We start from the raw sequence: 20,218 nt of genomic DNA, 5'->3' as shown, positions 1-20,218 counted from the left end.
CGGTCCCGCCGGGAGGGCGGATCGGACCGGAGAAGCCGGGAGGTCGGGGCTACTCGGGGAGGTCGAAGGGGAGTTTGATGCCGTCCAGCGCGTTGCCGCAGGGGCAGGCGCGGTCGAGGGGCAGGGCGGTGACGACGTCGGTGACGAGGGAGCGCATGCGGGCGATGTTGGTGGCGAAGAAGGCGAGGACCTCCTCGTGGGTGACCCCCTCACCGGCCTCGACTCCGGCGTCGTGGTCGGTGACCAGCGACAGTGAGGTGTAACACATGGCCAGCTCGCGGGCGAGGACGGATTCGGGGAAGCCGGTCATGCCGACGATCGTCCAGCCGTTGGCGGTGAACCAGCGGGACTCGGCGCGGGTGGAGAAACGGGGGCCTTCGATGACCACCAGCGTGCCGTTGTCGGCCAGATCCCATCCGGTGGACCGGGCGGTCGACGCGGCCGCCGCCCGGCCGGCGGGGCAGTAGGGGTCGGCGAAGGCGACGTGGACGACGCCGTCGGTGTCGTAGTAGGTCTGCACGCGGCCGGAGGTGCGGTCGACGAGCTGGTCCGGGACGACCAGGGTGCCGGGGCCGAGCTCGGGACGGAGGGAGCCGACGGCGCTGGGGGCGAGAACCTGGCGGACGCCGAGGGAGCGCAGGGCCCACAGGTTGGCGCGGTAGGGGATGCGATGGGGTGGGAAGCGGTGGTCGCGGCCGTGGCGGGGCAGGAAGGCGACCGGGCGCTCTCCGATCCTGCCGACGGTGACGACGTCGCTGGGGGGACCGTAGGGGGTCGCCACCTCGATCTCCGTAGCGTCGTCGAGCAGGGAGTAGAAGCCCGAGCCGCCGATGACTCCGATGTCCGCGCGAGTGACCATGGCGCTGAGATTAGCGTCATCGTGGCCCGTGAGGTGGGCGGGGCCACGCCCTGTGGACAGGGCGCAGACCCTGTGGATAACCCTGTCCGTAATGTGGTCGTCTGATCACTCTGGGTATGATCTGCCGTACACCGATCGGGGGTTCGGATGGATGCCCACCAGTCCGGGCGGCAAGCGCGGCGCACAGGAGGCTTGGGGCTCGTCATCGGCGCGCTCATGCTCGGCATGCTGCTCGCCGCGCTGGACCAGACGATCGTCTCGACCGCGCTGCCGACGATCGTCAGTGACCTGGGCGGCCTGGGGGAGCTGTCCTGGGTGGTCACCGCCTACATCCTGTCCTCGACGGTCTCGACGCCCCTGTGGGGCAAGCTGGGTGACCAGTACGGCAGGAAGAGCCTGTTCCAGGCCGCGATCGTCGTCTTCCTGGCGGGCTCGGCGCTGTGCGGCCTGTCGCGGAACATGGGAGAGCTCATCGGCTTCCGCGCCCTGCAAGGGCTGGGCGGAGGCGGCCTCATGGTGCTCGCCCAGGCGATCGTCGGGGACGTCGTGCCGGTCCGGGAACGGGGGAGATACCAGGGGTTCTTCGGCGCGGTGTTCGCGGTCTCCAGCGTCGCGGGGCCGCTGCTCGGCGGTCTCTTCGTCGACCACCTGTCCTGGCACTGGGTCTTCTACGTCAACCTGCCGATCGGCGTCCTCGCGCTGATCGTGATCTCCTCGGTGCTGCCGTCCGGCACGGAGCGGACACGGCACACCATCGACTACCTCGGCATGGTCTTCCTCGGCGGCGGGGCCGCCTGCCTGGTCCTGATGGCCACCTGGGGCGGGACCGCCTATCCCTGGGGCGACCCGGTCGTCGTCGGGCTGGGAGTCGCCGCGGCGGCGCTGCTGGCGCTCTGGTGGCAGGCGGAGAAGCGGGCGGCGGAACCGGTGCTGCCGCCGCGCCTGTTCAGGATGAGGGTCTTCAACGTGGCCTCGCTGATCGGCTTCGTCGTGGGGTTCGCGATGTTCGGCCCGCTCACCTACATGCCGCTGTTCCTGCAGGTCGTCCAGGGCGTCTCGCCCACCGCGTCCGGGATCCACCTGCTGCCGATGATGGGCGGCATGCTGGTGACCTCGATCGTCAGCGGGCAGATCATCACGCGCAGCGGGAGATACAAGGTCTTCCCGATCCTCGGCACCGCGATCGTGTCACTCGGGCTCTACCTGCTCTCCCACGTCCACGAGGACATCTCCACCCTCCGGCTCAGCGTCTACCTGCTCGTGCTGGGCGTGGGCATCGGCCTGGTGATGCAGGTGCTGGTGATCGTGGTGCAGAACGCCGTCGGGTTCGAGGACCTCGGGGTGGCCACCTCGGGGGCGACCTTCTTCCGCCTGATCGGCGGCTCGTTCGGTGTCGCGATCGCCGGATCGATCTTCACCTCGCGGCTCACCGACGACCTGGTACGGCTCTCGCGGACGGTGAGCATCCCGCCGGGGATGGAGAGGACGGTCCAGTCGGACCCGACGGCCGTCCGGAGGCTGCCGCCGGAGACCGCCGCGGCGTTCCTCGCGGCCTACTCCGACGCGATCGCCCACGTGTTCCTCTTCAGCGCGCCGGTGGCACTGGTCGCCTTCGCCGCGGCCTGGCTGCTGCCCGAGCTGCCCCTGCGGGAAACCACCAAGGCGGCCGACCTGGGCGAATGCTACGGCGCCGCGCCCACCGAGCGCTCCTCGCTCGCCGAGGTGGAACGGGGGCTGTGGCGGCTGGCCGACGCGGACATGCGCAGGGACTACTACCGCCGCCTGGGCGACATGGCCAACCTGGATCTGCCGCCGGGCGCCGTGTGGCTGCTCGCGCGCCTGGGCACCCGGGGCCCCCAGGCGGGCGCGGAGCTCGCCGAGCGGGCGGGGGTGACGGTCGAAAGAGGCCGGCCGTACGCGGACCTGCTCGTCGCGCGTGGCCTGGTCCGCCGGGCCGGCGACGGGGTCCTGGGGCTGACCCCGGCCGGAGAGCAGGTGGCCGACCGGCTGGTCACGGAGGCCCGTGAGGGTCTCGGGCGGCTGATCCGGGACTGGAACCCCGAGGAGCATCCCCGGCTCCGCGAGCTGCTGGACCGGCTCCCCCACGAGCTGCTCGGCTCGGCGGGCGATCGCCCGCGGAACGGCTGACCGGCCGCGGAACGGCTGGCCGCTGTGAAGGGACGGCCTGCTCCTGGAACGTGCCCCCCGGAACGGCTGGCCGCCGTAAAAGGACGGCCGGCTCCTGGCGCGTGGCTTCCCGGAACGGCCGGCCCGGTCCGGGTGGCCGGCTCAGGACGCCGCGGGGGCAGGGCTGCTCGTGGTCTTCGCCGTCTTCGAGGACGACGAGGACGACGAGGACGACGAGGACGCCGACTCCGTCGACGAGCCGGATGAGCCGGACGCGGCCGGCGAGCTCGACGAGGAGCTCGTGTTGCCGGAGCTCACCGTGCTGGTGGAGGAAGACCGGCTGTCGGTCCGGTAGAAGCCCGACCCCTTGAAGACGATGCCGACCGCGGAGAACACCTTGCGTAGCTCGCCCGAGCAGGTCGGGCACTCGGTGAGCGCGTCGTCGGAGAACTTCTGGACGATGTCGAACTCGTTGCCGCATGCACTACAGGCGTACTGGTAGGTGGGCACGCGCTCCTCCTCGGTTGTCCGCGCCGATTGGCACTCTATAGACGCGACTGCTAATGGTACGCAGCCGACAAGCTTAAACGCGAGTCGAACCTGTCGCATTCCACTCGGATCAGGTGCCCAGCTCGCCGAACCAGCCCGCGAGTTTGCCCCTGCGGCTGATCGCCCGTATTCGCCGTTCGACCGGATCCCTGCAGGCCGCGGTGGTCACGACCAGGAGTTGGTCGTCCACCCGGATCCTCGTGGAGTCGGCGGGCACGAACGTCCGGCCGTCCCTGACGATCAGCGTTACCTGGGCATCGGTGGGCAGCCTCAGCTCGAAGATCTCCACGCCGTGCAGCTTCGAGGTCGGCGGCACCCTGATCTGCAGCAGGTCGGCGTTGAGCTCCTCCAGCGGCGCCGAGTCCACTTCCAGGTCGCGGGCCTCGTCCGGAGTGGAGAGCCCGAGCAGCTTCGCCACGAAGGGCAGCGTCGGCCCCTGCAGCAGGGTGTAGACGACGACGATGACGAAGACCTCGTTGAACACGAACTTGGCGGTGCCCTCCGCGACCGAGTCGGCGGCCCAGGGAATGGTCGCGAGCACGATGGGCACCGCTCCGCGCAGTCCCGCCCACGACAGGAAGGCCTGCTCCCGCCAGTTCAGCCGGTCGACCCGCGCCAGCCGTACCAGCTGGGCGGAGAGGACGATCGACAGCGGCCGGGCCAGCAGGACCAGGATCAGCCCGGCCACCAGGCCCGGGACGATCGCCGACGGCATCTCCGACGGGCTGGCCAGCATGCCCAGCATGACGAACAGGCCGATCTGGGCCAGCCAGGCCACGCCCTCGGCGAACCCGCGGGAGGCGGCCCGGTGCGGCATCCGGGAGTTGCCCATCACCAGGGAGGCCAGGTAGATCGCCAGGAAGCCGCTGCCGTGCAGGAGCACGGCGCCGGCGTAGGCGACGAACGACAGCGCCAGCACCGCGATCGGATACAGGCCGGAGACCGGCAGCGCGATGCGGCGCAGCGCGTAGACGCCGAGCGGCCCGACCGCCAGGCCGACGATCGCGCCCACCGTCAGCTCGAAGACGACCAGCAGCAGCGCGCTTCCCAGGCTGGGCGAGGTGGCGGCGCTCAGCAGCATCACGGCGATGACGGTCGGCGCGTCGTTGAGGCCGGACTCGGCCTCCAGGATGCCCGCCAGGCGCGGGGGCAGGGGGAGGCGGCGCAGGACGGAGAAGACGGCCGCCGCGTCGGTGGACGCGAGGATCGCGCCGAGCAGCAGCGAGGTCCGCCAGTCCATGCCGAGCAGCAGGTGCACGGGGACCGCGACGGCCGCGATGCTTATCCCGACACCGACGGTGGCCAGCACCAGCGCGGTCGGGATGGAACGCTTGACGTGGCTCCAGTTGGTGGTCAGACCACCCTCGGCCAGGATGATCGCCAGGGCGACCAGCCCCATCTGCTGGGCGAGCTCAGGGTTTTCGAACTGGAGCCCGAAGCCGGACTCGCCGACGAGCAGGCCGAAGCCCAGGAAGATGAGAAGGCTCGGCAGTCCGCTCCGGTGGGCGACCCGCACCGCGAGGATGGCCGCGATGACGATTCCAGCCCCGAGAAGCAGCCAGACATCCCATCCCATCTAGCCCCCTCTCTGACTCCAGGGACCATTGTGTCGCATTCGGCCGAGTCGTCAGGCACTCCGCGGAGCGACGGCGGTGATCCCGTCCGGCAGGGCCGCGTAGCGGACCGGCAGGTCGTGAGGCTCGGCGGGGACGCCTTCCAGCAGCTCTCCCTCGTACAGCAGGGCGACCGTCGGCACGTTCGGGCCGACCCTCGCCAGCGCCCGGTCGTAGGAGCCGCCGCCGCGGCCGAGCCGTACTCCGGTGAACCGGTCCACCGCCAGTGCGGGCACGATCACCAGGGCGGCGGTCCTGATCGCGTCGACGCCGCGCCGGGTGTCCACCGGCTCCATGAGCCCGAAGCGGCCGGGAGCGAGCGTGTCGGGGCCGTCGTACACCGCCCAGTCGAGGTCGTCGTCATCGCGGAGCACCGGCAGGATCACGGTGGCACCGTGTTTCCACAGCGCGAAGACGAGCCCGTGGGTCGCCGGTTCCGTCCCGATGGACCAGTAGCACGCGATGAGGCCGGCCATCTGGACCCATGGCTGCTCCAGCAGCGTTTCCCGCGTCCGGACGGAAGCCGCGTGCCGCTCGTCTGCGGGGATCGAGGCACGCGCGGCCTCGATCGTCGAGCGCAGCTTCAGCTTGTCCACAGATCCCTCCACTATGGTTTCGGTTATGGCCGACTTGCATCCTGTGACCAAAGCCGTTGTTCCCGCTGCGGGCCTGGGCACCCGCTTCCTACCGGCGACCAAGGCGACTCCCAAGGAGATGCTGCCGATCGTCGACAAGCCCGCGATCCAGTATGTCGTCGAGGAGGCGGTCTCCGCCGGGCTGCTCGACGTCCTGATGGTCACCGGTAAGAACAAGCGCTCCATCGAGGACCACTTCGACCGGGCGATCGAGCTTGAGGACGCCCTGGAGGCCAAGGGCGACGACGAACGGCTCTCCCAGGTGCGAGAGCCCGCCGACCTGGCGACGCTCCACTACGTGCGGCAGGGCGAGCCGCGCGGCCTCGGTCACGCCGTGCTCTGCGCCAAGCAGCACGTGGGCGACCACCCGTTCGCCTGCCTGCTCGGCGACGACCTGATCGACTACCGCGACGAGCTCCTCAAGCGCATGATCGAGGTACGCGGCGCCTACGGCGGCAGCGTCGTCGCGCTGATGGAGGTGCCCAAGGAGCAGGTCTCCCTGTACGGCTGCGCCGCCATCGAACCCACCTCCGAGGACGACGTGGTGCGGGTGACCGACCTCGTGGAGAAGCCCCCGGCGGAGGAGGCCCCGTCCAACTGGGCCGTCATCGGCCGCTACGTGATCGACCCCGCCGTCTTCGAGGTCCTGGAGAACACCCCTCCGGGCCGCGGCAACGAGATCCAGCTGACCGACGCCCTGCGTACCCTGGCCGGTCGCGGCGGGGACGAGGGCGGACCGGTCCACGGCGTGCTGTTCCGCGGACGCCGCTACGACACCGGCAACAAGCTCGACTACCTCCGGACCGTGGTGCAGTTCGCGGCGGACCGGTCCGACCTGGCACCGGAGTTCATGCCCTGGCTGAAGGAGTTTCTGGCATCCCGATGACCCCGACGAGCCCGATGAGATCGGTCGACGACCACCTGGCGGACATCCTGCTCACCGTGCGGGCGCTCGCCCCGCTGGAGGTGGACCTGGAGCAGGCGCTGGGCACCACCCTGGCCGAGGAGGTCACCTCCCCGGTCCCGCTGCCGCCGTTCGACAACTCGGCCATGGACGGCTACGCCGTACGGGCCGAGGACGTCAGGCAGGTCCCGGTGACGCTGCCGGTGCTCGGCGACATCGCGGCCGGTGACGACGGGCGGCTCGCCGTCGGCCCCGGCACGGTCACGCGGATCATGACCGGTGCCCCGATGCCCGAGGGCGCCGACGCCGTGGTCCCTGTCGAGTGGACCGACGGCGGCACGGCCCAGGTCACGATCGACCGGCAGGCGCCGCCGGGAAACGCGATCCGCCGGGCGGGCGAGGACGTGCGCGCCGGTGAGGTCGTGCTGCCGGTAGGGACCTTGATCGGCCCCGCGCAGCTCGGCATCCTGGCGGGGGTCGGCCGCCGCCGGGTGCTGGTACGGCCCCGGCCGCGGGTCGTGGTGATCTCCACGGGCGCGGAGCTGGCCGAGCCCGGCACCCCCCTGGCTCCCGGCCAGATCTGGGAGTCCAACAGCTACACCCTGGTCGCCGCCGTCCGCGAGGCCGGGGGCGAGGGGTACCGGGCCGGAGTCGTGGCCGACGACGCCCGGCTGTTCCTCGACCAGCTCGACGCGCAGCTCCTGCGGGCCGACGTCGTGATCACCAGCGGTGGCGTCTCGATGGGTGCCTACGAGCCGGTCAAGGAGGCACTCGGCCCCCTTGGCACGGTCCGCTTCGACCGCGTCGCCATGCAGCCGGGCATGCCCCAGGGGTTCGGCGTGGTGGGCGAGGACCAGATTCCGATCTTCGCGCTGCCGGGCAATCCGGTGTCGTCCTTCGTGTCGTTCATGCTGTTCGTCCGGCCGGCGCTGCGGAAGATGCGCGGCCTGCCCGCCGGGCCCGCGCCGACGGTGCGCGCCGTGACCGTCTCCCCGCTCCGCTCGCCCCAGGGCAGGCGGTCCTACCTGCGGGCGGTGCTGGCCACCGACGGGTCCGTCACGCCGGTGCGGGGGCAGGGCTCGCACCAGCTCGCCGCCCTGGCCGCGGCCAACGCCCTGATCGTGCTCCCCGAGGACGTCACCGAACTGCCCGAGGGCGCGACCGTGGAGGTCATCCCCCTGTGAACGGGCGGGTTCGGGCGGCCGCGGTGATTCGGGCGAGCGGGCGGAGTGTCGGGCGGAGCGATTCGCGCGGGCGGGTTCGGGCCGGCGGGCAGGGGAGCGGACGGAGCGAGCGAGCCGGTGCCGTGAGCGCGGATGCCGGGACGCAGGGCATTGTGTGCGTATGAGTGGATTCACGCATATCGATGAGACCGGCGCGGCACGCATGGTGGACGTCTCCGCCAAGGACGTCTCCGTCCGTACGGCGAGCGCCACCGGCAAGGTGCTGCTGTCCAGCGAGGCCGTGGCCCTGCTGAGGTCGGGTGACATCCCCAAGGGCGACGCGATCGGCACCGCGCGGATCGCGGGCATCATGGGCGCCAAACGCACCCCCGACCTGATCCCGCTCTGCCACCCGATCGCGCTGCACGGGGTGAAGGTCGAGCTGGCCGTGGTCGACGACGGCGTGGAGATCACCGCCAGGGTCAAGACCGCCGACCGGACCGGTGTCGAGATGGAGGCGCTGACCGCCGTCTCGGTCGCCGCGCTCGCGCTGATCGACATGGTCAAGGCGGTGGACCCGGCAGACGTGATCACCGATGTCCGGGTCGAGGAGAAGACCGGCGGCAAGACCGGGGTGTGGAACCGGCAGTCCTGATCACCGGCGGCAGGTGTGTCGCCCGGGTCGGTAAGTGTGTCGCCCGGGTCGGCAGGTGTGTCGCCCGGAGCGGCGGGTCGTTAGGTGTGTCGCCCGGAGCGGGAGGTGTGTCGCCCGGGTCGGGAGCGGGAAGGGGCGAGGGGCCGGGGTCTGAGGGCTGCCGCGGTGCGCGAGGCTGGGAGGATGGCGGCATGAGAGCTCTGGTGATCACGGCGTCCAACCGGGCCTCCGCCGGGATATACGAGGATAAATCCGGAAAACTGCTGGCCGAGCTCCTCGCCGAGGCCGGATGCGACGTGGACGGTCCCCGGGTGGTCCCCGACGGCCACGAGGTCGGCCTGGCCCTACGGGCGGGAGTGGCCGAGGGATACGACGTGATCATCACCACCGGAGGCACCGGGCTGACCCCGGCCGACCTCACCCCGGAGATGACCGCGCGGGTGCTGGACCGGGAGATCCCCGGCATCGCCGAGGCCATCCGCCAGTCCAGCCGCGACAGGGTGCCCACCTCGATCCTGTCCCGCGGGCTCGCCGGGCAGGCCGGCGGCAGCCTGATCGTCAACCTGCCGGGCTCCACCGGAGGGGTCCGCGACGGAATGGCGGTGCTTCTGCCCGTGCTCGAACACGCCGTGGACCAGATTCGAGGGGGAGACCACCCGCGCTGAGCCGCCTGACGGACTCCATGGCACGTCGGCGTGTCTTGGGGGGATGATGGAGGGCGTGGATCGACTACGTGGCTGGCCGGTGACCCTGACGGAAGGCCCGGTGGGACTTCGGCCGCTGCGCCTGCGGGATGTGCGTGTCTGGCGGGAGTCGCGGCTGCGCAACGCCAACTGGCTCCGTCCCTGGGAGCCCAGCAACCCTGAGACCCCCCTGTTCAGGACGGGCCTCGGTCCCTACATCTCGATGGCCGGCACCCTCCGCAGGGAGGCCCGGCAGGGGCTCGCGCTGCCCTGGGTCGTCACCTACGAGGGCGCCTTCGCCGGGCAGCTCACCGTCGGCGCCATCGTCTGGGGCTCGGCCAGGTCGGCCCAGATCGGTTACTGGGTGGACGGCGCGCTGGCCGGCCGGGGCATCACCCCCACCGCCGTGGCCATGGCGGTCGACCACTGTTTCTTCACCACCGGGCTGCACCGGGTGGAGGCCAACATCAGGCCGGAAAATCACGCAAGTCGCAGGGTGGTTGAAAAGCTCGGCTTCAGGGAAGAAGGCATCAGAAGGCGACATCTGCACATCGACGGTGCTTGGCGTGACCACATTTGTTACGCGCTCACGGTCGAAGACGCACCAAGAGGCCTGCTCGTGCGGTGGCGGAGGGCCCGAGAATCGGCGGCCCATGGTGGCGCTCCCCATGAAGAGGTTTGAAGATCTCGCGACACACCGCACTGAATACTCGTCAAATAGTGACACGCGGTCTTACGGTGCGTGACGTGAGCACATTGAAGACGCCAAGAGAGCACAGGCGTTTTCATGCTGCCCGGAGGTTGCCGTGAGCAGCGCTCTTCTCTATCTGGCCATTGTCGTGATGTGGTTGTGCGTCCTCGTTCCCATGTGGTTGCGCCGGGACCGCCCCACCTTCGCCGAGACCGACAAGGGCGCTGAGCCGTACGTCGCGGACGAGCAGCCGATCGAGGACGAGGCCTCCGACACCAGGTCCGATCTCGCACCCGCGGGGGAGTCCCATCCCATGCGGCCCTCGGGTGACCACCGTCGCGCCGAGCAGCGCCGCCGGGCGCACCAGGTGGCCAAACGCAGGCGGCTGACCTTCTGGTGCACGCTCCTGCTCCTCGCCTCGGTGGTGACAGCCGCCGTCCAGATCATCCCCTGGTGGGGCATCGCGCCCTCGGTGGTGCTTCTGGGCTCTTATCTGGCTATTCTGCGGGTCTCGGTCCAGATCGACGCCGAGCAGCGCAGGGCGGCCGCTCAGGCCCGCGCGGAACGTGCCAGGCGCGCCCGGCGGCGGGCCGCCCAGCAGGAGGCCCGGCAGCCGGTCGCGGAGATCATCGACCTGGCCGCGCACCGGGACGAGATCTTCGACCAGTACGCCGAGGCCCCCCGCCGCGCGGTCGGCGATTGATCTTCCCGCCGTGAATGGCGCGAGCGGCTCCGGAAGTTTGCTAATCTAGTGCACGTCTTGGGGATGTAGCGCAGTCCGGTAGCGCACTTCGTTCGCATCGAAGGGGCCAGGGGTTCGAATCCCCTCATCTCCACAAGATCGAAAGGCCCGGTTCCAGATCATGGAGCCGGGCCTTTTTGCTGTTCAGGTGACGTGCAGGTCGTCAGTGGCCGGGGTCGGGCGGGGTGGTGTCCGTTGAGGGTTCCGGGGGCAGAGTCAGCGAGAAGTCAGCGGACGTCTTCGGAGTGGGCGAGCTGCCACCGCGGCGAGGATGCCGGCCGACAACCGGTCAGGCGGCAGGGTTGTCGAGGATGACGACGGGGGCGTCCTCCACATCCGGCAACTCGCTGTCCAGGTCCATGCCGGTGGCCGCCTCGATGAAGGCGAACGCCGCACCGCGTTTGCCGCGGTAGTCCTCCGGGGCGAGAGCGTCGAGCATGGCGCGGAAGCCGGCCAGGATGCTCGGATCGCCTTCCTCGAAGACGTGCTCGGTGAAGATGAAGTCGCGCATCCGCGCCCTGATCTCGCCGGCGGCCGCATAGAGGATCGTGTATCCCCCGTTGAAGTGCCAGGTCACCATCCACACGCGTGACTCCGTGCTGAGGGCGGTGAGGACGCGGTCGGACAGACCGAAGCCACAGGTGAGTTCGAGGAAGCCCCAGGTTCCTTCTCCCCCGGAGACGAGGAGGACGGGGCGGTCCTCCTCCCCGGCCTCTTCTCGGGGATACTCCATGACGCGCTGCTCGGGGGCGAGGCCTCCGTTCAGCCGTCGCAGGAGATCGTCCACCGTGATCTCTTCGTTGAGGGGTTGCACGACGGTCCAGGAGAGTCCGTGCTCCAGCCACTGATGCCGCTCGAAGAAATCGCGGTAGTAGTCGATCACATGATCATTGTGATGGAAGCCAGAGACGAAACACGCTCATTTGATGCTTCTTCTCGCCGTCATAGCCCGTTGTGGGGCGAGAGACCGAAAGACCCGGAATCGGGTCTTCACCGTGTCCGGGCTACGTGGCTGATTCGTCAGCGGAGGATTGTTGGTCCATGGGTAGGACCTCCGGGAACGAGGCCAGGGAGAAGTCAGCGAACACCGCGCGAGCCCTGTTGTTGACGAGGTGTCCGGCATCGTGGCCCTCGCCTGCCCGTGGGCACGCAGTGCCGGCTGATCGATCGTGCCCCGTGCTGGAAGGGCGATGTCGTCCTCATCTGCCGATGACAGCGCCGCCCTCCGGGGACTGCGCCGATGGTGGCGGGCCGTCGGTCGTCAACTCCGCAAGAACAGTCGGTCGTCAACTCCGCGGGAACATTTGTCCAAGACTGATGGTCGACCGCCCGTGCATAGTCTCCGCATGAGTGAGTACGACATTGAGCACTCGCATGGGCTGCACGTGGTCCATGACGGCCCGCGGCAGGCGCCGCCGTTGTTGCTCATCCACGGATCGGGGGCCTCGGGCGGCTTCTGGAGCCCGATGGTCCCGGCACTGGTCGGCCACCATCACGTCATCCGGGTCGACCTCCCGGGCTGCGGCCAGTCCCCGCCCGCGCCGCCGTACGATGTGCCTGCGCAGGCGGGCCGGGTGGCGGCGCTGCTGGACGACCTCGGCCTTCGTCACGTCGCCGTGGGCGGGCACTCCAGCGGCGGCTACGTCGCCACCGCGCTTGCCGAACAACGTCCCGACCTCGTGGGTTCGCTTGCACTGATCAGTAGCGGCCCAAGTATGGACGCGCTCCTTCGGCAGCCGTTCATCCTTCGGGTCCTGTTGGCCCCGCCTTTGGGCCCGCTCCTGTGGTCGAGGCGTTCGGATGCGATGATCCGCAGGGGGATCAGCGCGACGGCCGCTCGCCCGGTGGACGTCCCTGACGACGTGGTCGCCGGCCTACGGGACACCACCTACCGCGTGATGAGGACGGTGCTGCGCCGGAACACCGCGTACATCGCCGAGCGGAGCGTGCCCGAGCGTCTCGCCGCCCTCAAGGTCCCCGTGCTGGTGATCTTCGGCGCTGCCGACCCCCGTTGGGAGCCGTCGTCGGCGCACCGGTACGACGCGGTGCCGAACGCGCGGGTCGAGCTGCTGCCCGGCGTCGGGCACCTACCCATGTTGGAAGCGCCCGAGACGACCAGCAAACTGCTGCTGGGCTTCACGGCAACGGGCCGCTGACAGCCCGCCCGCCCGTGATCCCTGAGGCCTAGACTGGTCACGTGTTGTCGACCGGGACGCCACCTGACCGAGCGTGGGTGGACATCGCAGTCCCACGCCCGTCGGTTCGGCTGCCGGGGATCAGCATGGCCGGGTTCCGCCATCGTGCCCCGGCCTCTGTGGACCTCGCCATGGTCGCGCACCCGTCCGTCACCCTGCTCGTCGATCTGAGCGAGGGAGAAGGCGTCGTCTACGAAACCCATGGCCGGCACGAGCGCGGCAGTGTCGTCGTCGGGCTCCTCCCCGGCGATCTTCGGGCAGCCGGCTGGGGAGTCGGCGAGTGCCTCCAGATCCGGCTGGAGCCGGTCGCGGCGGCTGCGTTGTTCGGCGCATCGACCGAGCTCAGCGGGACGGTGGTAGCCCTTGAGGATGTCTGGGGCCGCGACGCCGGGCGAGCCGAGGACAGGCTGCGCGCCGCCGCATCGTGGGACGAACGATTCACGATCGCGGTGGACATCCTCGGCCGACGGCTGGGCGCCCACCCACCGGTCGATCCGCAGGTCGCCTACACCTGGCGGCGGACGCTCACCAGCCGGGGGCGGGTGCGGGTCGACGGCCTGGCGGACGAGGTCGGCTGGAGCCGCAAGCGCCTGTGGTCCCGCTTCCGGTCCCAGCTCGGCATCACACCCAAACGCGCCGCCCGACTGGTGCGCTTCGATCACGCCGCCCACCTTCTCGCGGCGGGTCACGCCGCCGCCCGCGTTGCCACCGAGAGCGGCTACGTCGACCAGTCCCACCTCCACCGCGAGGTCACGACGTTTGCCGGGCTCACGCCCACGGCCCTGGCCGTCGCGCCGTGGCTAGCGATCGACGACGTTGCGTGGCCGGCTTCATCGCCAACCCAGCGCCCTGCGAAGGGTGGCGAACGCATCCCCGCCCTTCGTTGAACAGCTTGCCTACACGATGCGGCTGCCACGGGCTGCGCAGATCGAGAAACCCGCCGCGTCAGGGCAGTTCCGTCAAAGTCCCCGCGGAAGGTTCGCTGGTCGTGGCCGCATCTCGAGAACTTCCTGCCCGGCACTTGCCGCGAGGAGTGTGATGTCGACGACGGGGCGCGACTCCTCCAGACGCTGGCCGCCATGACGAGCATCACGGCGTCAGCGGGCGAGAGTCGATTCCCGACCGCAATGCTACGGACCGGATCGGAAACCGAGTTCGCTCTGCTCAGAGCAGATCTGCCGCAGGCAGATCGTGTCGACGCCGATCCGGATCGCCCCACATGATGGACGCATGGGCGAAGAATCGAAACCTCCACTGTTCGACACGCGGGTAAGGCGTCAGCTTTACGAGGGGCGCGTTCTCGTTCTCGACGGTCCTCTCGATGACGACAACGGGACGCTGCTCGCCACGCAATTGATAGCACTCGCCACGCAGGATGCGTCGACCGATATTGCACTGTGGATTCACTCCCCGGGCGGCTCGGTTCCATCGATGCTTGCGATCCGTGACATCATTCGGCTCATTCCGTGTGACGTATCGACCCTCGCGATGGGTATCGCCTACAGCGCCGGGCAATTCTTGCTGTCATCGGGTACCCCGGGGAAGCGCCGCGCCCTGCCGCACGCACGTGTCCTGATGCACCAAGGCTCGGCCGGAATCGGTGGCACCGCAGTCGACATCGAACTGCAGGCCGACGACCTTCGGCATACTCGTGACACGGTGCTCGGACTCATCGCCGAGGACACAGGTCAGCCTGTGGAGCGCATATTCGAGGATTCCCTGCATGATCGCTGGTACACAGCGCAAGAGGCACTGGACTACGGCTTCATAGACGCAATCGTCCAGAGCTTCGACGAAATTGCGCCACGCGATCGCCTGCGGTCCGGATTCGGCGTCACCGAAGGAGTCGGCCAGTGAGCACGTACACGATCCCTAACGTCATCGCCCAGAATCCTCGTGGCGAGCGGATCATGGATGTCTACTCGCATCTTCTCACCGAGCGAATCGTCTATCTGGGGACCGCAATCGATGCAGGCGTCGCGAACGCGCTCGTCGCACAGTTTATTTTTCTGGAGTCAGAAAACCCCGATGCCAGCATACAGTTCTATATCAACTGTGAAGGCGGGGACCCGAGTGCAATGCTCGCGATATATGACACCATGCGCTATATCCGCCCGCGGGTTGAGACAACCTGCGTTGGACAGGCCATCGCGGTGGGTGCCGTCCTTCTCGCCGCGGGCGCCGAAGGAAAACGTGCCGCTCTCCCGCACGCACGGGTAATCCTGCACCAACCGGCCGCTCAGGGACGCGGAACGATCCCCGATCTCATCTTGCAAGCCGACGAGGTCGTACGTGTCCGAGCGGACATCGAGCGCATACTGTCACGGCACACGGGCCAGACTGTCGAGACCCTACGCGCCGACACCGATCACGATCGCGTGTTCACCGCGACCGCGGCCTTGGAGTACGGGCTCCTCGATCAGATCATCGAGGAGCGTTCATAGACCTGTGGATGATCCCGGCAGGCCACGCTACGCGGCCAGAGCATACGCCGCCGAGCAGGTAGCACCTCTCGACGTGCTGCTCTGAGCAGACCGCAAGCTCTCGGCAACGGCAAGGGTCAGATCGACCAGGGTGACATCCAGCGCGCCGGCGACCGCAGCGATCATTTCGCTCGATGGCTCTTTGACGCCTCGTTCCATCTCGGAGAGATACTGCGGCGAGACGCCGGCGCGACGCGCCGTCTCGCTCAACTTCTCGCCCCGCTCGTGACGAAGACCTCTGAGACGCTCACCGAGCGCGTGCCGCCACAGCGGCTCGCGAGCCGGAGACGACTTAGGATCGGTCCGATCGGTCGCCGGACGTAGCGGCGGGACAGAGGAGGCCATACCTCACCATAGGTAGACGGCGCGTTCGAGTCTTGCCGACTTCGCGCAGGGCGGAACCGTCCCCGCCTCCTCCGTCCCGCCCTCGTGTAGACGTGACCCAGGTCAGAGACCGCTTCCGAGCGATCGGGAGCGGCCTTCTATGTTGCTGAGTGACCAACTGGGTGGCTACGCCTCACGGGGTGGCTGCGGCTTGCCGAGCGCCGTACTCGGCGTGGTAGCGATCTGCCAAGGCGTTGAACAGGTTGCCCGTCTCCCGTAGCGTCAGACGTCGGTCCGGCACGCTACGGGGCAGCAGGGCACGCCCGCTTGCTTCAGGCGAGCCGCCAGGCGAGGAACCCCTCGGGCGCGTCGGCCTGGACGAAACCCGCCCCGACCAGCTCCCCTTCGATCGTCTCCCACACGGGACGGTAGGCGGGGCCGGCGATCTCCTCCTCGCTGATGACTCTGTCGCCCTCGGTGATCCGATAGAGGTAGCGGGCCTCGCACGACTCTTCGCTCGACTCGAGAATCTCCAACAGGACCGTGTAGGTGTGACGGCCTACCTGCTGCGACTCCAGCTCCTGGAGAGGACGCGGCGCCGGGGGGCCGCCGTCGCGCCAGGTGAAAACCAGTAGGCCGCCAGGTTCCAGCCGGGTCGCCAGCACCGGCCAGAGCCGCTTGCGGTAGTCCGGTTCCAGGGCGTACATCACGTTGATCATCACTATGGCCTCGACCGGCTCGTCCAGCTCCACGCTCAGCGCGTCACAGGGAAGCACGGTCACACGCTTCAGCAGCTCCGGGCGCGCGTTCAGCCGGGACAGCAACATCGCGCGCATGCCGGCCGAGGGCTCCAGCGCGAAGATCTCGGCCGGTGTCCAGTCGGCCAGCGACGTGGTGATCAGGCCGGTTCCCGCTCCGATCTCCAGGATGCTCCGCCGTATCCCGGCGAGAAGCGGGGGAAGCTTCTCACGGGCCTCCGGTACGTGCCCGTTTTCGTGGAACAGGTCGTAGAAGGGGAGGGAGATGAAGTCGGTCATGGCCGACAACGCTATCCCAGATACCGGAACCGCCTCTGGAGCTTCTTCACAACTGGCGAGGTGATTCGGGTGGCAGGGCAGAGTCGTTCAGGATGGGCCGCTTGCGGCCTCTGATCGGGGTGAATCGAGAGTGTTCTGGCTGGTCAGGCAGACGCGGTTTCGCGAGCCGGCGGATCCGGAACGGGCTGCGCCCGAGCCGCGGGATCAGTACGGGACAGGCCTAATTGGGACAGCTTCGGCTTGTCCGGGATCGTGATGTCGACGTCGACGCCGCACGTCCTGGCGATCCGGGTCGCGGCCTTCGCGATGACGTGAGCGTAGTTGCGTGCCTCCGGGGAGCTGAACCTGGCATCCAGGTGGCCCTCTACGGCGGACAGGTAGCCTTCCAGCCCCGCTGCCGCGTCCCCCAGAGGCGACCCGACCGTGCCCATGGCGATGTATCGGACCTGCTCCAGGGTGGACTCCCAGTCGCGGAGGGGCGCGTCGGGGTCGAGGCCGGCCCGGCCGGCGTACTTCTCGACCTCGTTGAGGAAGGTCCGCAGGTTCGGGTGGGCGCAGATGGAGCTGTCGTCCCCGGCGACGGTGGGCGGGGCTGTGGACAAGGGGAACGGTGCCGGGTCGGTGTGCTGCTCCGAGGCGGCGGGCGCAGCCGGGGTGGGCTCCCTGGGTCCGGAGCAGCCGGACGCGGCGATGACGAGGGTGAGAGCGAGGAGAAAGAGGGTGAGAGCGAGGAGAAATCGGCGCATGGGTTCTCCCGGGACGGGGGTGGGGCCCGCAGGGGACGTTGACCGCGGACCCCCGGCTGGCCACTCACCACTAGATCACCCCTATGGGCTGCGGCGACAGGATGAAAAAGGCCCGGTGTGCTTCGCCCGCGGATGGCCCTGGCAGTAGTGCTGTCGCCTCCCGCAGGGCATGCCTCCACTCCCAGAGCTGTGAGCGCCACCGCGTTCACCCCGTCGGCCGAGGACGATGGGCCGGCTCCTGAGTCAGGCGTCAGGGTTGTCGAGGATGACGACGGGGGCGTCTTCCACATCCAGCCACTCGCTCTCCAGGCCCATGCCGGTGGCCGCCTCGATGAAGGCGAACGCCGCACTGTACTTACCGCGGTAGTCCTGTGGGCCGAGGCTGTCGAGCATGGCGCGGAAGTCGGCCAGGACGCTCGGATCGCCGTCCTCCGTGATGTGCTCGGTGAAGATGAAGTCGCGCATCCGGGCCCTGATCTTGCCGTCGGCCGCGTAGAGGATCGTGTACCCCCCCTTGAAGTGCCAGGTCGTCATCCATACTCGTGATTCCTTGCTGAGCTCGGTGAGGGCGCGATCGGACGGGGCCATGCCGTAGGTGAATTCGAGGAAACCCCAGGCTCCTTCATCCTCGAAGACGAAGAGCACGGGCTGGAACTCCTCGATGGCCTCCTCCGTGGGATACGCCATGGTGCGCTGCTCGGGATCGCGGCCCCCGTTCAGTCGCCACAGGAGATCGTCCACCGTGATCTCTTCGTTGAGGGGTTGCACGACGATCCAGCAGAGCCCGCTCTCCAGCCACTGGTGACACTCGAAGAGGTCGCGGTAGTGATCAATCACATGATCATTGTGGCGGTGGCTGAGGTTCCCCGGGTTGCGGTGGGCGGCCCACCGGGCGTAGGTGACGGCGGGGCGCCCGGTGACCTCCTCGACGGTCGGCAGTACCTCCGCGGTCGTACCGTCCATCGAGGCAAGCCTGTCGAGGAGAAAATCGACCGCCGGCGGGGCCGCTCCCTGAACTGTTCCCTGGGCTGCTCCTCGAACCGCAACGGCCGCCCGATCGTCTCGCCGATGATCCTCGCTCGGTCGATCTGGGTCAGCGACGTGCGGCCGGCCGGCTACGGGGTGTGCTTCCTGGGGCCGATGATCAGGAACACGGCGACGGCGGCGAGGCAGAGGAATCCGGCGGCGGCCAGGCCCGCGAGGTTGTAGCCGTGGACGGTGGCCCGTGCGGTGAGGTCCGCGGTTCCTGGATGGGCCTGGAGGTAGCCGGTGGCGGCCGATCCGGCGAGGCTGCCGAGCAGCGCGATTCCCAGTGAGGAACCGATCTGCATCGAGGTCATCACGGTGGCCCCGGCGACTCCGGCGTCCGGTCCGGCGTCGAGGGTGGCGGTGCTGTTGGCGGGGACCAGCACCCAGGCGTTGCCGAGTCCGAGCAGGATGACGACGGGCAGCAGGTGCGTCGCGTAGCCGCTGTCGGGGCCCAGCAGGCCGAGCAGCGCGAGTCCCCCGGCCGTCGCGACCAGTCCGGGGCTCAGCATGAGCCTTACGGGGGCGCTGGTGACGAACCTGCGGGCGAGGCGTACGCCCAGGACGATGGCGGCGGTGTAGGGCAGGAAGGCGAGCCCGGCCTTGAGCGGGGAGTAGTCCAGGACGTTCTGCAGGTAGAAGGTGAGGAAGAAGAATCCGGCGAAGTTGCCGACCGCCATGCACAGGACGGCCAGGTAGGCGCCGCCGCGCCGGCGGTGCAGGACGACGCGGAGCGGCAGCAGCGCGTGGGCGGTGCGGTTCTGGGACCGGGCGAACAGGGCCAGGAGGATGAGCCCCGCCGCGAGGCCGGTCAGCGTCGAGCCCGCGGTCCAGCCGTCGGATTCCGCCTGGCTGAGCCCGAAGACCAGTGCCATGAGGCCTGCCGTGGCGAGGATCGCGCCGGTGACGTCCACCCGGGGGCCGGCATGGTGGCGGGGCGTGGCGCGCACGGTGGCGACGACACCGAATGCCGCGGCGGCCGCGATGGGCACGCTCACGAACAGGCTCCAGCGCCAGCCCGCGTAGTCGGTGAGCAGCCCGCCGAGGACCAGACCGACACCGGAGCTGCTTCCCATGACCGTGCCGTAGATCCCGAACGCCTTGCCGCGCTCGTCAGGCGTGGTGAAGGTGGTGCCGATCAGGGCGAGGACGGAGGGCGTGAACAGCGCCCCGAAGGCGCCCTGCAACGCGCGGGACGTGAGGATCATGGCTGGGCCGGTCGCCATCCCTCCCAGGACCGAGGCGACCGCGAAACCGGACAGCCCGATCAGCAGGCACCGTTTGCGGCCGATCAGGTCCGACAGCCGGCCGCCGAGGAGCAGGAGCCCGCCGTACCCGAGGGCGAAGATGGTGATCACCCACTGCCGTTGCGAGCCGGTCAGCCCCAGCTCCTGCTGAACGGTCGGCAGCGCGATGTTCATGATGGTGGCGTCTGCCGCGATCATGAGCTGCCCGACGGCCACCGCTGCCAGCGCCCACCAGCGCCGATCCGCTGCGGGTGCCGGTGTCATCGCCGCTGTGCCGACCGGACCCGTCTGACTGCGTATGTCGGTCATCGCGGGTCACGGAAGAACGTCCGCACGTCGTCGTGGGACTGCTCGGACAGGGGGCCGGCCACCTCGTCAGGCCGGCGGGTCCGAGCCGGCCGGTCGGTCAGGCCGTCCGGGCCGGCCTGGGGGATGTCGATACGGAAGGGCTTAATCATGATCATCTCCTTCGCTCCGCGGGCATTGACGTTAATCTGCATTATCTCAATCGTCAATCTCCCAACTATCAGAGAGTTGTT

Annotated in this window: 22 protein-coding genes, 1 tRNA gene and 1 pseudogene; 13 read left to right on the top strand and 11 right to left on the bottom strand. The window is 69.1% G+C overall.

Annotation, left to right across the window (positions count from 1 at the left end):
* Positions 1-49: 49 nt before the first annotated feature.
* Positions 50-859, bottom strand: coding sequence for an S-methyl-5'-thioadenosine phosphorylase (locus SROS_RS41825; protein ID WP_012895025.1), 810 nt, complete (start codon positions 857-859; stop codon positions 50-52).
* A 147-nt stretch (positions 860-1,006) separates the two neighbouring features.
* On the opposite strand from SROS_RS41825, the gene SROS_RS41820 reads away from it, so the two are divergent.
* Together SROS_RS41820 and SROS_RS54295 are read left to right on the top strand one after the other, a co-directional pair.
* Positions 1,007-3,007 (top strand): MFS transporter, encoded by a 2,001-nt coding sequence (locus SROS_RS41820; RefSeq protein ID WP_012895024.1) that lies wholly within the window; start codon positions 1,007-1,009, stop codon positions 3,005-3,007.
* A gap of 169 nt (positions 3,008-3,176) precedes the next feature.
* Positions 3,177-3,341 carry a hypothetical protein gene (locus tag SROS_RS54295; RefSeq protein ID WP_342632951.1) on the top strand — a complete coding sequence of 55 codons (165 nt, stop codon included), beginning with the start codon at positions 3,177-3,179 and terminating at the stop codon, positions 3,339-3,341.
* 14 nt (positions 3,342-3,355) lie between these two features.
* Here SROS_RS54295 and SROS_RS54290 read toward each other — a convergent pair.
* The 3 genes and pseudogenes from SROS_RS54290 to SROS_RS41810 all read right to left on the bottom strand — a co-directional run.
* A pseudogene (locus SROS_RS54290) lies at positions 3,356-3,595 on the bottom strand (FmdB family zinc ribbon protein); the annotation flags it as partial.
* A gap of 10 nt (positions 3,596-3,605) precedes the next feature.
* Positions 3,606-5,111 carry a potassium/proton antiporter gene (locus SROS_RS41815; RefSeq protein WP_012895022.1) on the bottom strand — a complete coding sequence of 502 codons (1,506 nt, stop codon included), beginning with the start codon at positions 5,109-5,111 and terminating at the stop codon, positions 3,606-3,608.
* Between the two features lie 51 nt (positions 5,112-5,162).
* Positions 5,163-5,744, bottom strand: coding sequence for a 5-formyltetrahydrofolate cyclo-ligase (locus SROS_RS41810; RefSeq protein WP_012895021.1), 582 nt, complete (start codon positions 5,742-5,744; stop codon positions 5,163-5,165).
* A gap of 25 nt (positions 5,745-5,769) precedes the next feature.
* Here SROS_RS41810 and galU point away from each other — a divergent pair, with 25 nt between their 5' ends.
* The 7 genes from galU (at position 5,770) to SROS_RS41775 (ending at position 10,715) form a co-directional block, all read left to right on the top strand.
* Positions 5,770-6,669 carry a UTP--glucose-1-phosphate uridylyltransferase GalU gene (gene galU / locus SROS_RS41805; protein WP_012895020.1) on the top strand — a complete coding sequence of 300 codons (900 nt, stop codon included), beginning with the start codon at positions 5,770-5,772 and terminating at the stop codon, positions 6,667-6,669.
* Positions 6,670-6,683: 14 nt separating this feature from the next.
* A complete protein-coding gene (gene glp / locus SROS_RS41800) occupies positions 6,684-7,871 on the top strand; it encodes a molybdotransferase-like divisome protein Glp (protein ID WP_043654054.1) in 1,188 nt (395 codons plus the stop codon).
* Positions 7,872-8,031: 160 nt separating this feature from the next.
* The gene (gene moaC / locus SROS_RS41795) at positions 8,032-8,505 is read left to right on the top strand and encodes a cyclic pyranopterin monophosphate synthase MoaC (protein WP_012895018.1); all 474 of its coding nucleotides are present in this window, start codon (positions 8,032-8,034) and stop codon (positions 8,503-8,505) included.
* Between the two features lie 191 nt (positions 8,506-8,696).
* Positions 8,697-9,170, top strand: a complete 474-nt coding sequence (locus tag SROS_RS41790; protein ID WP_012895017.1) for a MogA/MoaB family molybdenum cofactor biosynthesis protein — start codon at positions 8,697-8,699, stop codon at positions 9,168-9,170.
* Positions 9,171-9,216: 46 nt separating this feature from the next.
* On the top strand, positions 9,217-9,870 hold the full coding sequence (locus tag SROS_RS41785; protein WP_012895016.1) for a GNAT family N-acetyltransferase: 654 nt from the start codon (positions 9,217-9,219) through the stop codon (positions 9,868-9,870).
* 124 nt (positions 9,871-9,994) lie between these two features.
* Entirely contained in the window at positions 9,995-10,582 is a 588-nt protein-coding gene (gene sepX / locus SROS_RS41780) for a divisome protein SepX/GlpR (protein ID WP_012895015.1), read from the top strand.
* A gap of 59 nt (positions 10,583-10,641) precedes the next feature.
* A tRNA-Ala gene (locus SROS_RS41775) sits at positions 10,642-10,715 on the top strand.
* A 195-nt stretch (positions 10,716-10,910) separates the two neighbouring features.
* On the opposite strand, the gene SROS_RS41770 is transcribed toward SROS_RS41775, so the two are convergent.
* The gene (locus SROS_RS41770) at positions 10,911-11,504 is read right to left on the bottom strand and encodes a hypothetical protein (RefSeq protein ID WP_012895014.1); all 594 of its coding nucleotides are present in this window, start codon (positions 11,502-11,504) and stop codon (positions 10,911-10,913) included.
* 463 nt (positions 11,505-11,967) lie between these two features.
* Between SROS_RS41770 and SROS_RS41765 the strand changes: the two genes are divergently transcribed.
* The 4 genes from SROS_RS41765 (at position 11,968) to SROS_RS41750 (ending at position 15,260) form a co-directional block, all read left to right on the top strand.
* Entirely contained in the window at positions 11,968-12,777 is an 810-nt protein-coding gene (locus SROS_RS41765) for an alpha/beta fold hydrolase (RefSeq protein WP_081453341.1), read from the top strand.
* A gap of 158 nt (positions 12,778-12,935) precedes the next feature.
* Positions 12,936-13,703 carry a helix-turn-helix domain-containing protein gene (locus tag SROS_RS41760; RefSeq protein WP_245564471.1) on the top strand — a complete coding sequence of 256 codons (768 nt, stop codon included), beginning with the start codon at positions 12,936-12,938 and terminating at the stop codon, positions 13,701-13,703.
* A 343-nt stretch (positions 13,704-14,046) separates the two neighbouring features.
* Positions 14,047-14,673 carry a ClpP family protease gene (locus tag SROS_RS41755; protein WP_012895010.1) on the top strand — a complete coding sequence of 209 codons (627 nt, stop codon included), beginning with the start codon at positions 14,047-14,049 and terminating at the stop codon, positions 14,671-14,673.
* A complete protein-coding gene (locus SROS_RS41750) occupies positions 14,670-15,260 on the top strand; it encodes a ClpP family protease (RefSeq protein WP_012895009.1) in 591 nt (196 codons plus the stop codon). The genes SROS_RS41755 and SROS_RS41750 overlap by 4 nt, the downstream gene beginning before the upstream one ends.
* Before the next feature lie 27 nt (positions 15,261-15,287).
* Here SROS_RS41750 and SROS_RS54125 read toward each other — a convergent pair whose 3' ends face one another.
* From SROS_RS54125 to SROS_RS51505, 6 genes are all read right to left on the bottom strand, one after another.
* Positions 15,288-15,644 carry a helix-turn-helix domain-containing protein gene (locus SROS_RS54125; protein ID WP_012895008.1) on the bottom strand — a complete coding sequence of 119 codons (357 nt, stop codon included), beginning with the start codon at positions 15,642-15,644 and terminating at the stop codon, positions 15,288-15,290.
* 311 nt (positions 15,645-15,955) lie between these two features.
* Positions 15,956-16,660, bottom strand: coding sequence for a class I SAM-dependent methyltransferase (locus SROS_RS41740; RefSeq protein WP_012895007.1), 705 nt, complete (start codon positions 16,658-16,660; stop codon positions 15,956-15,958).
* A 143-nt stretch (positions 16,661-16,803) separates the two neighbouring features.
* Entirely contained in the window at positions 16,804-17,406 is a 603-nt protein-coding gene (locus tag SROS_RS41735; RefSeq protein WP_012895006.1) for a hypothetical protein, read from the bottom strand.
* A 243-nt stretch (positions 17,407-17,649) separates the two neighbouring features.
* The gene (locus SROS_RS41730) at positions 17,650-18,369 is read right to left on the bottom strand and encodes a hypothetical protein (RefSeq protein WP_012895005.1); all 720 of its coding nucleotides are present in this window, start codon (positions 18,367-18,369) and stop codon (positions 17,650-17,652) included.
* Between the two features lie 152 nt (positions 18,370-18,521).
* Positions 18,522-19,988 carry an MFS transporter gene (locus tag SROS_RS41725; RefSeq protein ID WP_012895004.1) on the bottom strand — a complete coding sequence of 489 codons (1,467 nt, stop codon included), beginning with the start codon at positions 19,986-19,988 and terminating at the stop codon, positions 18,522-18,524.
* Positions 19,985-20,137 (bottom strand): hypothetical protein, encoded by a 153-nt coding sequence (locus SROS_RS51505; protein ID WP_169369208.1) that lies wholly within the window; start codon positions 20,135-20,137, stop codon positions 19,985-19,987. The genes SROS_RS41725 and SROS_RS51505 overlap by 4 nt, the downstream gene beginning before the upstream one ends.
* Between the last annotated feature and the right edge of the window lie 81 nt (positions 20,138-20,218).

It is taken from the genome of Streptosporangium roseum DSM 43021 (assembly GCF_000024865.1).
Classification (GTDB): domain Bacteria; phylum Actinomycetota; class Actinomycetes; order Streptosporangiales; family Streptosporangiaceae; genus Streptosporangium; species Streptosporangium roseum.
The sequence above is the reverse complement of the archived record's forward strand: the minus strand, read 5'-3'. Positions and strand labels throughout refer to the sequence as shown.